This is a genomic window from Streptomyces sp. NPDC042346, assembly GCF_055581845.1.
The window spans coordinates 67,016-81,847 of record NZ_JBVJEH010000010.1; the positions used below are offsets into that span (position 1 = coordinate 67,016).

Below are 14,832 nucleotides of genomic sequence, written 5' to 3' on the forward strand. Positions count from 1 at the left end.
CCCGGGCCGGTTGACGGATGACGGATAGGCTCGACCGCATGAACGACGGCAAGCGGACCCCTTGGGTCGTGGGGGTCTCCGGGGCATCGGGTACGCCGTACGCGGCCTCCGTCCTGCGGGGGCTGCTCGCCGCGGGGGAGAGCGTCGACCTCGTCGTGTCGCGGTCCTCGCGGCTCACGCTCCTCGACGAGACGGGGATCTCCTTCCGGGACGCGCACTGGCGCGAGGACCTGGCGGCCTGGCTGGCGCGGGGCGCCGACGGGAAGCCCGACACGTTCGACGTGTCGTCGGCCCTCGGGGACGTGCGGTACTGGGCGGCCGGCGATCTGGCCGCGGGGCCGTCGTCGGGCTCGTACCCGGCGAAGGGGATGCTGGTGGTGCCGGCCTCGACCGCCGCGGTGGCGGGAGTGGCACTGGGGCTCTCGAAGGACCTGTTGCAGCGGGTCGCGAGCGTGACGCTGAAGGAGCGGCGGCCGCTGGTGGTCGCCGTGCGGGAGACCCCGCTGAACGGTCAGACGCTCAGGCACATGGTGACGCTGGACGAGGCGGGCGCCGTGGTGCTGCCCGCCTCTCCGGCGTTCTACGCGGGGGCGACGCACATCCAGGATCTGGTGGACTTCGTCGCCGGGCGGGTGCTGGACGCGGCGGGTGTGCCGCACCAGCTGTACCGCCGGTGGGAGGGAGAGCTGGGCGGAGGCGGTGCCTCGGCGCGAGCTCTCCCGGCCGATCGGGCCGATCAGCGCGGTGTGCGCGATCAGCGTGACCGGCGTGATTAGCGCTTCTTGGCGCGCTTCTTCGCGGCGCGCTTCGAGGCGGAGGTCGACTGGTGGGCACGCGAGCGGTTGGCCAGGTCCTGCAGCTCGCGCATACGGGCGTAGGCCATCTCGATCGTGTACACGGTGAACACCACTCCTGAAAGATCGTCTTTGATCAGCTGAAAGATTCGCAGGGCTTCTTCCCTGTGTACCTTAGATTCTACACCTAAACTCGCGGTATCGCTGGACAATGGAAGGCTTCATACCTATGGACGCCGTGGACAGGCAGCTCATCCAGGCTCTGCGCGAGAACGGTCGTGCCTCGTACGCCGAGCTCGGCCGGCTCGTCGGGCTCTCCGGCCCCTCCGTCACCGACCGCATCAACCGCCTTGAGGTCGCCGGGGTCATCACCGGCTACCGCGCCACCGTCGACGCCGCCTCGCTCGGCCTCGGCGTCACCGCCCTCATCGGCATCTCCCTCTCCGACGCCGCCGACCACGAGGACGTGGCCCGCCGCCTCAAGGACCTGGCCGAGATCGAGGACTGCTGGTTCATCGCCGGCGACGACTCCTTCATGCTCAAGGTCCGCGTCGGCGACGTCGACGGCCTGGAGAAGACGATCCGCCGCCTCAGCGGCACGAAGGGCGTCTCCCGCACCCGTACGACGATCGTGCTCTCCACCAAGTGGGAGAACCGGGTCGGGGACCTGCCCGAAGAGGGCTGAGAGTACGGTGGTGGAGCCTGATTTCGGAGACGTTGGAGACAGAAAAGGGAGGCGGCCGTACATGGACGCTGGACTCAAGCGCGAACTTGAGCAGAAGGTCCGGGACGGTGAGCGGCTGAGCCGCGAGGACGGCATCGCCCTGTACGAGTCCGACGACCTCGCCTGGCTCGGCGGTCTGGCCCACGAGGTCCGGACCCGCAAGAACGGCGACGTGGTCCACTTCAATGTCAACCGGCATCTGAACATGACCAACGTCTGCACCGCCTCCTGCGCCTACTGCTCCTTCCAGCGCAAGCCGGGCGAGAAGGACGCGTACACCATGCGCATCGAAGAGGCCGTGCGCCTCGCGAAGGCGATGGAGAACGACAACCTCACCGAGCTGCACATCGTCAACGGGCTCCACCCCAACCTGCCCTGGCGGTACTACCCGCGCTCGCTCTCCGAGCTCAAGAAGGCCCTGCCGAACGTCTCCCTCAAGGCCTTCACGGCCACCGAGATCCACCACTTCGAGACGATCTCCGGGATGTCCGCGTCCGACATCCTCGACGAGCTGATCGAGGCCGGTCTGGAGTCCCTGACCGGCGGCGGCGCCGAGATCTTCGACTGGGAGGTCCGGCAGCACATCGTGGACCACCGCACCCACTGGGAAGACTGGTCGCGGATCCACCGCCTCGCGCACTCCAAGGGCCTGAAGACCCCGAGCACGATGCTGTACGGCCACATCGAGGAGCCGCGCCACCGCGTCGACCACGTGCTGCGGCTGCGCGAGCTCCAGGACGAGACCGGCGGCTTCCAGGTCTTCATCCCGCTGCGCTACCAGCACGACTTCGTCGACATGCAGGACGGCAAGGTCCGCAACAAGCTCCAGGCGCGCACGACGATGGCCACCGGCGCCGAGGCCCTGAAGACCTTCGCGGTCTCCCGGCTCCTCTTCGACAACGTGCCGCACGTCAAGGTCTTCTGGGTCATGCACGGCGTCCAGACCGCCCAGCTCGCGCTCCAGCACGGCGCGGACGACATGGACGGCTCGGTCGTCGAGTACAAGATCACGCACGACGCCGACAACTACGGCACGCCGAACAAGCTGGGCCGCGAGGACCTGCTCGAACTGATCAGGGACGCGGGCTTCCGGCCGGTCGAGCGGAACACCCGGTACGAGATCATCCGCGAGTACCCGGGCCCGGACGCGGACCGGCGCGAGACGCCGCAGTCGATGCGGTTCTGACGACGTGTGACGCGTAGGGAAGAGGGCCGGCGGGGACATCCCGCCGGCCCTCTTTCTCATTCCTCCGTGCGCTCCACCGGGATCCACAGCTCCGCCCGCGCCGTCGTCCAGTCCGCCGACGGCGCGACGGTCAGCAGCTCGGGGCCCGGCCGGCTCGCGTACGGGTTCGACGGGAACCACTGGGTGAAGATGTCCCGCCACAGGTACTGCAGGGTCTTCGGGAACGGTCCCTCGTTCTCGAAGACGGCCCAGGTCCCGGCGGGCACGTCGAGCGCGTCGAACTCCTCGGGGACCGCGCCGCCGCTCACCACCCCGTGCCAGTAGTCCAGCTCCGCCCCCTCCTCCCGGCTGTCCGTGAGGTGGACGACGGCCGAGAGGACGCCCGCCGGTTCCGCGTCCGACAGGCGCGCGAGCCGGTCCAGGGCCTCCTGGCCGATGGACCGGATGTGCGCGGCGATCGCCGGGTTCTCGCCCTCGTGGACGAGGGGCACCCGGGCCCCGCGCCCGACGATCCGGAAGTCTTCCCGCTCCACGATCCTGTACCGCATGGTGCTGTTCCCTTCGACGACGAGGCGGAAGGACATCCGCGGCTGGGAGTGGAGCGCGGCGCCCGTGCGGCGGGCGTCGCCGGGGCCGATGCCGTGCACCGCGCGGAACGCGCGGGCGAAGGCCTCCCCGGAGCCGTAGCCGTACCGGACCGCGATCTCCAGGAGCGTCCGCTCGCCGGCGAGCACCTCGGCACCGGCGACGGTGAGCCGCCTGCGCCGTACGTACTCCGACAGGGGCATCCCCGCCAGCGCCGAGAAGAGGCGCCGGAAGTGGTACTCCGAGGTCATGGCGATCCGGGCCAGCTCGGCCGTGTCGAGGTCGCCGCGGTCGCCGCGGAGATGGTCCTCGATGTGGTCCAGGGCCTGGTTGAGTCGCTCCAGCACGTGGGGTCCTTCCTCTGCTGTGCCTTCACCGTAGGAAGGGTCACGGGGTGCCGACCCGACATCCTGTGCCCGTTCCGGTCGGGTGCGGGCCACCCAGGGCCTGTCCGGCCCTGATCCGCCTGACCGGCGCTAGTTCAGGGGCAGCAGCATGATGATGTCGTCGCGGTCGTCGCCGGGGGCGACCCGGATCGCGTCGGGGACGCGGCCGACCTCCTTGTAGCCGGACCTGGCGTAGAAGGCGTCGACGCCGGTGCCGCCCCGGCAGGTCAGGCGGATCGCCTCGATCGCCTCGAAGCCCACGGCGGTACGGGCGGCGTGCTCGACGGCCGCCATGAGGTCGGTGCCGTACCCCTTGCCCTGGTGGCGGGGGTGGACCATCACCGTGTAGAGCCACACCCAGTGGGTCATCAGCGGGTGGGTGTTGAAGGTGAAGAAGGCGGTGGCGGCGACCTCGCCGTCCTCGTCGCGGCCGACCAGCAGGCGCGTACCGCCCTCGGCCATGCCGACGAGGTGCCTGAGGAGCGCGGGGCGGATCTCGTCGGGGGTGACGGGGGGTACAAAGCCGACGGCGCCGTCCGCGTTGGAGACGTCGGCCCAGAGGGCGAGCACGCCGTCGCGCAGGGTCCGGTCGACTGCCGGGTCCAGCTCGAAGGTAAGGGTCATGTGTAGATCTTAACTATTACTTGGGGGAGGGCTCAAGAGGTGGCGACCTCGGCCGGAGCGTGGATCAACGGCGGGCACCCCACCGAGGGCTTCCTCCTCCACGGCACGAGCGGCCCCTTCGCCCACCTCTTCGACTCGGTCGCCGGAGCCTGGTGGCTCGACACCCTCTTCATGCTCGGCCTCCTCGGCGTCGGCCTCGCGATGATCCTCGGGATCGGCATGCGCGTCGCCGCCGGCGCGGGCACGCTGATGATGGCCTTCATGTGGCTCGTCACCCTCTGGCCCGGCGCCAACCCCTTCATGGACGACCACTGGATGATCGCCCTGGTCCTGCTGATCACGGCCGCGACCGGCGCCGGGAGCCACTACGGCCTGGGCGCGAAGTGGGCCCGGCTCCCGATCGTCCGCGACCACCGCTGGCTGGTCTGAGCCACGGAACCTCCGGGCTCGACCCCCCGCTCCCGGCGAGCGCCCCTCCCCGTGCTTCACTGGAGGGGCGCTCGTCCCGTATGGGAACTTTTCGGAACGGAAGAGTGGACTGACTGACATGCTCCGCTACACGCTGATGCGGCTCGGCATCTTCGCCGGGTGCTTCTTCGCCCTGTGGGGTCTCGTCTACGTCGGCGTGCTGCCGCGCGGCCTGGGCGACTCGAACCTCCTCTGGGTCCTCGTCCTCGCCATCGTCGTCTCCGCCCCGCTCAGCTTCGTCCTCCTGCGCAAGCAGCGCGACGACATGAGCGTCGAGATCGTCGAGAAGGTCGACCGCGCGAAGGGCCGCCTGGCCTCGAACAGGTCCCAGGAGGACGCGCTCTAGCCCTGTAAGGGCCGCGTAAGCTTCATCACAGATCCCCACAGATCCACCCACCCCAGTCGGAGCTTCCCAGGCTCCCGCCTGGGGTGTTCTGCGTTTCGGAGGCGCGGAGGCCTCTTCAGGTCCCAAAGAATGGCTTTGAGGATCTCAAAGTTCAAGTGTTAACGTGTTCGACATGACGACAGCAGTGCGCCCCTCTCATGCCGCGAGCATCCCGCTCGTGGCGCGCCTGCACGTCGATCTGTGCCGCTGTATGTCCGCGGTCTGTTGCCGCGAGCTCTGACCCGGCATCATGCAGCGGCCCGCGTGAAAACGCGTGTGTGCCGCACCCCCGTCCCGTATTTCCCGATACGCACCTGTGGAGTGTGTCTGTGTCCGCGTCCGCGACCACACCCGAGCAGAAGTCCCCGGCTTCCTCGCGCATACCGAAGGTCCCCTTCTGGGCCCAGATCATCGCCGGCCTCGTCCTCGGCGCCCTGCTCGGCTGGATAGCCCGCAGCCAGGACGTCGCCTGGCTGAAGGAGACCCTCGGCCAGATCGGCGACATCTTCGTCCAGCTGCTCAAGCTGGCCGTCGCCCCGCTCGTCTTCTTCGCGATCCTGGTGTCGATCACCAACCTGCGGAAGGTGAACAACGCCGCCAGGCTCGCCACCCGCACGCTGCTCTGGTTCATGATCACCTCGCTGATCGCGGTCGCCATCGGCCTCGCGATCGGCCTGATCACCAACCCGGGCGCCGGTACCGGCCTCACCCCGCAGGACGGCAAGCTGCCGAAGCGCGAGGGCTCCTGGATCGACTTCCTCACCGGCATCATCCCGTCGGACGTCATCACGCCCTTCACCGAGCTGAACGTCCTCCAGATCGTCTTCATGGCCGCCGTCGCCGGCATCGCCGCCCTCAAGCTGGGCGACAGGGCCAAGCCGATCCTCACCCTCTCCGAGTCGATCCTGGAGCTGCTCCAGAAGGCCCTGTGGTGGGTCATCCGCCTCGCCCCGCTCGGCACCGTCGGCCTCATCGGCTTCGCCATCGCCGACTACGGCTGGGACCTCATCGGCAAGTACGCGACCTTCACCGCCGACGTCTACATCGGCTGCGCCCTGGTGCTCTTCGGCGTCTACCCGCTGCTGCTCGCCACCGTCGCCAAGGTCAACCCGATCCAGTTCTTCAAGGGCGCCTGGCCCGCGATCCAGCTGGCCTTCGTCTCCCGCTCCTCGGTCGGCACCATGCCGGTCACCCAGAAGGTCACCGAGCGCCTCGGCGTCCCGAAGGAGTACGCCTCCTTCGCCGTCCCGTTCGGCGCCACCACCAAGATGGACGGCTGCGCCGCGATCTACCCGGCGCTCGCCGCGATCTTCATCGCGCAGATCTTCGACGTGCAGCTCGGCATCGGCGACTACCTGCTGATCGCCTTCGTCTCGGTCATCGGCTCGGCGGCCACCGCCGGCCTCACCGGCGCGACGGTCATGCTGACGCTGACCCTCTCCACCCTGGGCCTCCCGCTGGAGGGCGTCGGCCTCCTCATGGCGATCGACCCGATCCTGGACATGATCAGGACGGCTACGAACGTGGCTGGCCAGGCGCTCGTCCCGGTGATCGTCTCCGCCCGCGAGAAGATCCTCGACCACACCGCGTACGAGAACGCCTCCGCGTCCCCGATCGACGAGCTGGTCACGGTCGGCGAGACCGACCAGAAGGTCGCGGTCACCGCCGCCGCCTGACGTACGCGACCCGCCTGAACGCCTTCGTGCCCCCTGCCCCCGTCCGGGCAGGGGGCACGTAGGCTTTCGCGGGGCATCCGGTTGATCTTGGAAACAGGGGTGGGCGCCATGGCCGACGGAGTGAAGGTGCGGCGGCTGCCGCGGGTCGTGCGCGAGCGGCAGATGATGGACGCGGCCGTGACGTGCTTCGCCCGGCACGGGTACCAGTCGGCGTCCATGGACGAGATCGCCGAGCTCGCGGGGGTCTCCAAGCCGCTGGTCTATCTCTATCTGGGCTCCAAGGAAGAGCTGTTCACCGCCTGCATCCGGCGGGAGGCGGGCGCGCTGCTCGCCGCCGTGGCCGCCGGGGTCGAGGACCGGAGCCGGCCCGCCGACGAGCAGCTGTGGGCCGGGCTGCTCGCCTTCTTCACGTACGTGGCGGACCATCCGGACGCCTGGGTGGTGCTGAGCCGGCGGGCTTGGACGCAGGGCGAGCCGTTCGCGGGCGAGGCCTCGCGGATGCGGGAGGAGATCGCCGCCTTCGTGGCGGGGCTGATCGGGGACGTGCACGGGGGTGTCGCGGGGCCGGGCGTGGAGGTGCGCGGGGGTGGTGCCGGGCCGGACCCGGACGGGCACGGGGGCGGGGTCGGCCGGGGTGTGGACGCGCTCGCGTTGGCGCTCGTCGGGGCCGCCGAGTCGCTCGCCGACTGGGCCGCCGAGACGCCCGGGACCACGGCGAGGGACGCCGCCGCGACGCTGATGAACTTCGCGTGGGCGGGGCTCGGAAACCTCGTGAAAAGCGAGCGCTGGTCTCCCCCTTGAGGCTTACTCCGCAGTAAGGTTACCGGCTAGTCAACACCTGGCACGGCCACCGTCACGGGTCCCCAGGAGCGCAACGTACCGACGCACGACCTCAGTTCATCGCGAAGACCGAGGAGTCGCACGTGTCCGTCGTCACCGCCGCATCCGGGATCGAGCCGGTCGAGCCGCAGAAGATCCTGGTGGACGGGCGGGTACGGGAGGTCTCCGTCCCCGCGCTCGTGCCCCGGGTGGCCCGCGGCTCCCTCGCCGACCTGCCCTACGACAACGCCCGCCAGGACCCCGAGGCCCCGCTCTTCTCCCGCAAGGGGCCGCAGGGCGAGTGGTACGACGTCACCGCCGCCCGCTTCGCCGCCGACATGCACGCCGTCGCCAAGGGGCTCATCGCCCACGGGCTCCGCCCCGGCGACCGGCTCGCCCTCATGGCCCGCACCACCTACGAGTGGACCCTGATCGACTTCGCCGCCTGGGCCGCCGGACTCGTCACCGTCCCCGTCTACCCCACCTCCTCCGCCTTCCAGACCCGCTGGATCCTCCAGGACTCCGGCGCCGCGGCCTGTGTCGTCGAGGACCCCGAGCAGGCCCGGCTCGTCTCCGCCGAGCGCCGCCAGCTGCCCGGCCTCGCCCACCTCTGGGTCCTCGACACCGGCGCCGTCGACCTGCTCCGCAGGGCCGGGACGCGGGTCGCCGACGAGGCCGTCACCGCCCGGCGCGGACTGCTCACCCCCGAGACCCTCGCCACCCTCGTCTACACCTCCGGCACCACCGGCCGCCCCAAGGGCTGCGCCCTCACCCACGCCAACTTCTTCGCCGAGGTCGACAACGCCGTCCGGCTCCTCCACCCCGTCTTCGTCTCGGAGAGCAAGGACCCCGCCGCCACCCTCCTCTTCCTGCCGCTCTCCCACGTCTTCGGACGGATGGTCTCCATCGGCTGCGTACGGGCCCGGGTCCGCGTCGGCCACGCCCCCTCCGTCGAGGGCGAGGAGCTCCTCGCCGACCTCGCCGCCTTCCGGCCCACCTTCCTCCTCGCCATCCCGTACGTCCTGGAGAAGGTCTTCAACACCGCCCGCGCCACCGCCGAACGCGGCGGCAAGGCCGCGGCCTTCGACCGGGCCGCCAGGATCGCCCGCCGGTACGGGGGGACGTCCGCGCCCTCGCTCCCGCTGCGGGCCGCGCGGGCGCTGTACGACCCGCTCGTCTACCGGCGGATCCGGGCCGCGCTCGGCGGCCGGGTGAAGTACGTGGTCTGCGGCGGCTCCCCGCTCGGCGCCCGGCTCGCCGAGTTCTTCACGGGCGCCGGCGTCGAGGTCTTCGAGGGGTACGGCCTGACGGAGACCACGGCCGCCTCGACGGTCACCCCGCCGCAGCGGCCGCGCACCGGCACCGTCGGCTGGCCGCTGCCGGGCACGGCCGTCCGGATCGCCGGCGACGGGGAGGTGTGGCTCAAGGGCGCCCACGTCTTCGCCGGGTACTGGGACGCCCAGCGCGGGGCGGCCGTGCCGTATACCGACGACGGCTGGTTCCCCACCGGGGACCTGGGCTCGCTCGACGAGGACGGCTATCTGCGGATCACCGGCCGCAAGAAGGACATCCTCATCACCTCGGCAGGGAAGAACGTGGCTCCGGCCCCGCTGGAGGACTGGCTGCGCGCGCATCCGCTGGTCTCCCAGTGCATGGTCGTGGGCGACGACCGCCCGTACGTCACGGCCCTGATCACCCTCGACCACGAGGGGCTCACGCACTGGCGGCGGATGCGGCACAAGGACCATCTGGCGCTCTACGAGCTGACCGGGGACGAGGAGCTGGTCGGTGCGGTCCAGCGGGCCGTGGACGACGCCAACCGGCTGGTCTCGCGGGCCGAGTCGATCCGCGCCTTCCGGCTCCTGACGACCGACTTCTCGGAGAGGTCCGGGCACCTGACCCCGTCGCTGAAGCTCAAACGGCGGGCGGTGCTGCGGGACTTCGCGCGGGAGATCGAGGAGATGTACGGGGCGGGGGGCGTCCTCTAGGGGGGGTGTCTTGGGCCTTTCAGGGCCAGAGCAGCTCGCGGACCCAGCCGGCGCCGGTGCCCGTCGCTTCTTCCCGGCGGTAGCGGAGGCGGAGGTGGCGGCGCCGGGCGTCGCCCTGGAAGAACTCGACCTCGGTCGGTTCGACCACGTACAGGGTCCAGGTGGGGGCGTGGGCGGCCGGTTCGGCCTCGGCCCGGAGCCAGGCCGCCGCGCTCGCCTCGGCGAGGGCCTCGGGGGAGTCCAGGACCTCGCTCTGCCGGCCGACGAGCGCCGAGGCGAGGGCGCCGGTGGTGCGGGCGTGGAGGTCCGCGTACGCCTCCTCGGGGGTGGCGGTGGTGACGTGGCCCCGGATCCGGACCTGGCGGCCCTGGACCGGCCAGTAGAAGCCGAGCGCGGCCTCGGGGCGGGCGGCGAGCTGGCGGCCCTTGGCGCTGGTGGCGTGCGAGGCGAAGTGCCAGCCGCGCTCGTCGGCGTCGTGCAGCATCACCGTACGGACGTCGGGCCTGCCGTCCTCGTCCGCGGTGGCCAGGGAGAGGGTGTGCGGCTCGGTCTGGCCGGCCGCGACCGCCTCCGTGAACCAGCCGTGGAAGAGGGCGAGGGGCTCGGGCGGGGCGCCCGCCGGGTCGAAGGAGGGGAGCTCGGTGTCCCAGACCCGGAGGGAGTGGAGGGCTTGCTGGAAGTCGGTCATGCCGTCACGGTAGGGCGCGGGGCGGCCGGGGCGGGAGTGGCGTTCCGCGTGGTGGTCGGTGCGGCGGGCGTCGTGGTGGCCGGTGCGGCGGTCGGCGTGACCGTCAGGGCGCTGTAGTCCTCGATCGGGACCGCGTTGGCCGCCGACTGGATCCCGTCGCGGATCTTCTTCGCGATGAGGTTCTTCCAGGGGGTCTTCGGCAGGGTCCGCACCATGAGCATGCGCAGGGCGATCTTCCACTTGGAGCCGACGGTCATCTCCTTGACGAAGCCCTCGGCCATCTTCTGGTTCTGCTCCACGCCCGGCCGCATCCGCTCCTCGTAGCGGGCGAAGGCGACCGTGTGGTCGCCGCCCGCCCGGGCCAGCTCGCCCGCCAGGACGTAGGCGCCGGTGAGGGCGAGGCCGGTGCCCTGGCCGGAGGCGGGGGAGGAGCAGTGGGCGGCGTCGCCGAGCAGGACGACGCGCCCCCGCGACCAGCTGTCCATCTCGACGATCGACATGGAGTCGAGGTAGAAGTCGTCGGCGTCGGCCGCGTGTCCGAGGAGCCGGGGGACCTCCCAGCCGTCGCCCGCGAACGTGTCGGCGAGCAGCCGCTTCTGGTCGGTGACGTCCCGGAGGTCGTAGGGGACGTCCTCGGGTGCGGAGAAGATGAAGAGGTTCTTGGCGTCCGTCTCGCCGCCGGCGCTGTAGACGCAGAGCAGCTTCTTCGGGAGGGCGTGGTACGTCTCCCAGCGGTCCAGGCCCAGGTGGTTGGGGGCGGTGAAGATGGAGATGTACGCGCCGAGGTGGCGCTTGAACCGCTGCTCGGGGCCGAAGGCGAGCTTCCGGGTGTTCGAGTGGAGTCCGTCGGCGCCGACGACCAGGTCGAAGCGGCGGACGGTGCCGCTCTCGAAGGTGACGGTGACGCCGTGGGCGTCCTCGTCGAGGGCGGCGATCGAGTCGTCGAAGAGGTACTCGACGTCGTCGCGGGTCCGGTCGTAGAGGATGCGGGCGAGGTCGCCGCGCATGATCTCGTCGTCCTCCTCGACGCGGCCGCCGAAGATGTCGGCGGGCAGCTCGCCGATGGTGCGGCCGGCGTCGTCGACGTACGAACCGCCGCGCATGTCGGTGGACTTGGCGCGGATCTCGTCGAGCACGCCCATCCGCCGGCAGACCTCGATCGCGGTGCCGCGGATGTCGACCTTGTAGCCGCCGGTGCGGAGTTCGGGGGCGCGCTCGACGACGGTCGGGGCGAAGCCGTAGCGGTGCAGCCAGAGGGCGAGGGCGGGGCCGGCGACCGAGGCGCCGGAGATCAGGACGGTCTTGGCGGTGGTCTTGGCGGCGGTGCCGGTGGTGTTGCTGTTCATGGCAGGACTCCTTGTCGGGTGTCTGCGGGCCGTTCCCCTGCCCGCAGACATGACTATACGGATGTCCTACACGGTTGTCTATGACGCTTGTATAGATTCTTGCCCGGGGGTCGGCCGGGGTCAGTCGCGGCCCAGCACCACCGTCCCCGAGGAGCAGAACCAGCCCCCCGTCCCCGAGGCCACCGCCAGCCGCGGCAGCGAGCCGTCCGGCCGGCGCACCTGGAGTCCGGGCGCCTCCCCGCGCAGCTGCCGTACCGCCTCCACCAGCAGGAACAGCCCGCGCATCCCCGGGTGACAGGCCGAGAGGCCGCCGCCGTCCGTGTTCACCGGAAGGTGGTCCTTGTCCGCGAAGAACGCCCCGCCCTCGCCCTTCGCGCAGAAGCCCAGGTCCTCCAGGGTCACCAGCGTCATGTAGGTGAAGGCGTCGTAGACCTCGGCGAGGTCGATGTCGGCGGGGGTCACCCCCGCCCGCTCGAAGGCGAGCCGGCCGCTGACCGCCGCCGGGGAGACCGTGAAGTCCTCCCACTCCGACATCGTGGTGTGCGAGACGTGCTCGCCGGTGCCGAGGACCCAGACGGGCTCGGTCCTGCAGTCCTGGACGTACTCCTCGGCGACGAGCAGCACCGCGCAGCCGCCGTCGCTGCGCAGGCAGCAGTGCAGCTTGGTGAACGGGTCCGCGATCATCGGCCCGTCCAGCACCTCGTCGACGGTGATCGGGTCCCGGAACATCGCCTCGGGGTTGAGCGCCGCGTTCGCCCGCGCCTGCACGGCGACCTCGGCGAGCTGCTCCAGGGTCGTCCCGTACTCGTGCATGTGGCGGCGGGCGGCCATCGCGTACTTGGCGATCAGGGTGTGCCCGTAGGGGACTTCGAACTGGAGCGGGCCGCGCGAGCCGAAGGAGAGGTTCGCGGTCCTGCGCCGGGCCCGGATGTCGGCGCGGGCGGTCGAGCCGTACACGAGCAGGACCGCGTTCGCGTGGCCCGCGGCGATCGCGTCGGCGGCGTGTGCGGCCATGACCTCCCAGGTGGCGCCGCCGACGGCGGTGGAGTCCACCCAGCGGGGGCGCAGGCCCAGGTACTCGGCGACCTCGACCGGGGCGAGGGTGCCGAGCCCCGCCGAGGCCAGGCCGTCGATCAGCGAGCGGTCGAGGCCGCTGTCCGCGAGGGCGCGACGGGCGGCCTGGGCGTGGAGCGCGTACGGGGTGGCCTCGTCGACGCGGCCGCAGTCGGAGAGGGAGACGCCGACGACGGCGACGCGGCGGGGGCTGCGTGGAGTGGCAGGCATGAATCTGACGGTACATCAGATTTGCTGAATCGGGACCGGCGCCTCTCTGGGCAACCGGCCCCGTACCGCCCTAGCATGACGCACCGTCAGATACGGAGGGAGCTCCATGGACGCCGCCGACACCGCAGCGCTCGCCGCCGCGCTCACCGAGGAGCAGCAGGAGATCCGCCGCACCCTGCGGGACCTGCTCACCGAACGGGCCGGGCCACGCGAGAACCGCGAGGCCACCGCCACCCCCGAGGGATACGACACCGCGCTCTGGGCCCGGCTGTCCGGCACCCTCGGCCTCGCCGGGCTCGCCCTTCCCGAGCGGTACGGAGGCGCCGGCCGCGGGCCCGCCGAACTCGCCCTCGCCTGCGAGGAGGCCGGCCGCGCCCTCGCGCCCTCGCCGCTCCTCGCCACCGCCGTGCTCGCCGCCCCGCTCGTCGCGGCCCTCGGCACCCCCGCCCAGCGCGCCGAACTCCTCCCGCGCATCGCCGACGGGAGCCTGACCTGCGCCCTCGCCGTCCCGGGCGGCTCGCTCGCGCTCGCCCTCGGGCTGACCGGCGACAACACGGCGGAGGACTGGTCGGGCGGCGGCCGCGCCGGCGGGATCCAGGCACGGGCCGCGGATGGGGGCGGGGAGGGGAGTGGGGCCGGGGCCGGGGGCTGGCGGCTTTACGGGGAGGCCGCCCAGGTCCTCGACGGGCACAGCGCGGACCTGCTGCTCGTCGCCGCCCACGCCGGCGGCTTCGCCCGGAGCCGTACCCTCCTCTTCCTCGTACGGACGGATCCGGCGACCCCCGGGCTCGTACGGACCCGGCGGACCGCCCTCGACCCCACCCGCCCGCAGGCCGCCGTCGAACTCCGGGACGCCGAGGCCGAACTCCTCGGCGAGGAACCCGTCGACGCCCTCGGCGCGCTCGCCGCCGCCGGCCGCACCGCCGCCGTGATGCTCGCCGCCGAGGCGGTCGGCGCGGCCGGGGCCGTACTCGACCGGACGATCGCCCGCCTCGGCGCGCGCGAGCGCTTCGGCCGGCCCGCCGGCCCGCTCCAGGCGGTCAGGGGCACCCTCGCCGACCTGTACGTCCAGGTCGAGGCCGCCCGCTCCCTGACGTACGGCGCGGCCCGGGAACCCGGGCCGGGGCCCGAGGGCGGGCCGCTCGCGCTCGCCCAGGCCCTGGAGGCCCTGCGCGCCACGGCGGGCGAGAGCGTCCGCCTCGACGACGGCGCCGGTGCCGGCGGCGGCGGGGAACACGAGGCGCAGCTCTTCTTCCAGCGGGCCGCCTCCGACGAACTGCTCTTCGGGCCCGCCCGGCGACTGCGCGCCCGGGCGGCGGAACGGACCGGACTCTTCGGAGAGGTGGCGGCGTAGATGCCCGTCGGCGTGAGACTGATGCAGAAGGTGTCCTCGACGAGGACGTTCGCCCGGATCGCCCCGCACGTGATCCCGGCGATGGACAGGACCGTGCACCGGCTGACGCGGGGGAAAGTGCTGCTCAGCGCCCGGATGCTGCCGGGGGTGATCCTCACCGCCCGGGGCGCGAAGACCGGACAGCCCCGGGTGACGCCGCTCGCCTGCATGCCGGAACCGGACGGCGGCTGGCTGCTCATCGGCTCCAACTTCGGCCGACCGGGTCACCCGGCCTGGACGGCGAACCTGCTCGCCCATCCGGACGTCGAGGTCAACTGGCGGGGCGAGGACGTCCCCGTACGGGCGGAGCTCCTCGCGGGGGAGGCGCGGGCGGCGGCCTGGAAGGCGGCGCTGGCGTTCTGGCCGCCGTACGCCACGTACCAGCAGCGGGTGGAGCGGGAGATCAGGCTCTTCCGGCTGACCCGACGCTGAAAGCCGGCGCTGAAGGCCGGGGGCGAAGGCCAGGGGTGAAAGCCGGCGCTGAAA

16 protein-coding genes are annotated in these 14,832 nt (G+C 71.7%); 10 read left to right on the top strand and 6 right to left on the bottom strand.

The window, feature by feature from the left end; all coding sequences use genetic code 11:
• Window positions 1-38: 38 nt before the first annotated feature.
• On the top strand, window positions 39-776 hold the full coding sequence (locus ACZ6K0_RS32090; protein WP_469233127.1) for a UbiX family flavin prenyltransferase: 738 nt from the start codon (window positions 39-41) through the stop codon (window positions 774-776).
• Here the strand turns inward: ACZ6K0_RS32090 and ACZ6K0_RS32095 are convergent.
• Entirely contained in the window at window positions 773-910 is a 138-nt protein-coding gene (locus tag ACZ6K0_RS32095; RefSeq protein WP_267044219.1) for a hypothetical protein, read from the bottom strand. The two genes, ACZ6K0_RS32090 and ACZ6K0_RS32095, sit on opposite strands and share 4 nt — an antisense overlap.
• A 113-nt stretch (window positions 911-1,023) precedes the next feature.
• On the opposite strand from ACZ6K0_RS32095, the gene ACZ6K0_RS32100 reads away from it, so the two are divergent.
• Entirely contained in the window at window positions 1,024-1,479 is a 456-nt protein-coding gene (locus ACZ6K0_RS32100) for an Lrp/AsnC family transcriptional regulator (RefSeq protein ID WP_376403111.1), read from the top strand.
• Window positions 1,480-1,540: 61 nt separating this feature from the next.
• The gene (gene mqnE, locus ACZ6K0_RS32105; protein WP_376403107.1) at window positions 1,541-2,704 is read left to right on the top strand and encodes an aminofutalosine synthase MqnE; all 1,164 of its coding nucleotides are present in this window, start codon (window positions 1,541-1,543) and stop codon (window positions 2,702-2,704) included.
• Between the two features lie 56 nt (window positions 2,705-2,760).
• Here mqnE and ACZ6K0_RS32110 read toward each other — a convergent pair whose 3' ends face one another.
• Window positions 2,761-3,636 (bottom strand): AraC family transcriptional regulator, encoded by an 876-nt coding sequence (locus tag ACZ6K0_RS32110; RefSeq protein ID WP_469233129.1) that lies wholly within the window; start codon window positions 3,634-3,636, stop codon window positions 2,761-2,763.
• 129 nt (window positions 3,637-3,765) lie between these two features.
• The gene (locus tag ACZ6K0_RS32115) at window positions 3,766-4,299 is read right to left on the bottom strand and encodes a GNAT family N-acetyltransferase (protein ID WP_469233130.1); all 534 of its coding nucleotides are present in this window, start codon (window positions 4,297-4,299) and stop codon (window positions 3,766-3,768) included.
• A gap of 39 nt (window positions 4,300-4,338) precedes the next feature.
• Here ACZ6K0_RS32115 and ACZ6K0_RS32120 point away from each other — a divergent pair, with 39 nt between their 5' ends.
• The 5 genes from ACZ6K0_RS32120 (at window position 4,339) to ACZ6K0_RS32140 (ending at window position 9,635) form a co-directional block, all read left to right on the top strand.
• Window positions 4,339-4,728, top strand: a complete 390-nt coding sequence (locus tag ACZ6K0_RS32120; protein WP_376403098.1) for a hypothetical protein — start codon at window positions 4,339-4,341, stop codon at window positions 4,726-4,728.
• Between the two features lie 118 nt (window positions 4,729-4,846).
• Entirely contained in the window at window positions 4,847-5,113 is a 267-nt protein-coding gene (locus ACZ6K0_RS32125; protein ID WP_376403095.1) for a DUF4229 domain-containing protein, read from the top strand.
• A gap of 368 nt (window positions 5,114-5,481) precedes the next feature.
• A complete protein-coding gene (locus tag ACZ6K0_RS32130) occupies window positions 5,482-6,828 on the top strand; it encodes a dicarboxylate/amino acid:cation symporter (RefSeq protein ID WP_469233132.1) in 1,347 nt (448 codons plus the stop codon).
• 108 nt (window positions 6,829-6,936) lie between these two features.
• Window positions 6,937-7,629 carry a TetR/AcrR family transcriptional regulator gene (locus tag ACZ6K0_RS32135; protein WP_469233134.1) on the top strand — a complete coding sequence of 231 codons (693 nt, stop codon included), beginning with the start codon at window positions 6,937-6,939 and terminating at the stop codon, window positions 7,627-7,629.
• 149 nt (window positions 7,630-7,778) lie between these two features.
• Window positions 7,779-9,635, top strand: coding sequence for an AMP-dependent synthetase/ligase (locus ACZ6K0_RS32140; RefSeq protein WP_469233465.1), 1,857 nt, complete (start codon window positions 7,779-7,781; stop codon window positions 9,633-9,635).
• Window positions 9,636-9,654: 19 nt separating this feature from the next.
• On the opposite strand, the gene ACZ6K0_RS32145 is transcribed toward ACZ6K0_RS32140, so the two are convergent.
• The 3 genes from ACZ6K0_RS32145 to ACZ6K0_RS32155 all read right to left on the bottom strand — a co-directional run bounded on the left by ACZ6K0_RS32145 (window position 9,655) and on the right by ACZ6K0_RS32155 (window position 12,953).
• Complete coding sequence (locus ACZ6K0_RS32145) at window positions 9,655-10,323, bottom strand: pyridoxine/pyridoxamine 5'-phosphate oxidase (RefSeq protein WP_469233135.1); 669 nt, start codon at window positions 10,321-10,323, stop codon at window positions 9,655-9,657.
• A complete protein-coding gene (locus tag ACZ6K0_RS32150; RefSeq protein WP_469233136.1) occupies window positions 10,320-11,669 on the bottom strand; it encodes an FAD-dependent monooxygenase in 1,350 nt (449 codons plus the stop codon). The genes ACZ6K0_RS32145 and ACZ6K0_RS32150 overlap by 4 nt, the downstream gene beginning before the upstream one ends.
• Window positions 11,670-11,789: 120 nt before the next feature.
• The gene (locus ACZ6K0_RS32155; RefSeq protein ID WP_376403077.1) at window positions 11,790-12,953 is read right to left on the bottom strand and encodes a thiolase C-terminal domain-containing protein; all 1,164 of its coding nucleotides are present in this window, start codon (window positions 12,951-12,953) and stop codon (window positions 11,790-11,792) included.
• A 106-nt stretch (window positions 12,954-13,059) separates the two neighbouring features.
• On the opposite strand from ACZ6K0_RS32155, the gene ACZ6K0_RS32160 reads away from it, so the two are divergent.
• Entirely contained in the window at window positions 13,060-14,307 is a 1,248-nt protein-coding gene (locus tag ACZ6K0_RS32160; RefSeq protein ID WP_469233138.1) for an acyl-CoA dehydrogenase family protein, read from the top strand.
• The gene (locus ACZ6K0_RS32165) at window positions 14,308-14,778 is read left to right on the top strand and encodes a nitroreductase family deazaflavin-dependent oxidoreductase (protein WP_376403071.1); all 471 of its coding nucleotides are present in this window, start codon (window positions 14,308-14,310) and stop codon (window positions 14,776-14,778) included. It begins immediately after the preceding gene.
• The last annotated feature ends 54 nt before the right edge of the window (window positions 14,779-14,832 follow it).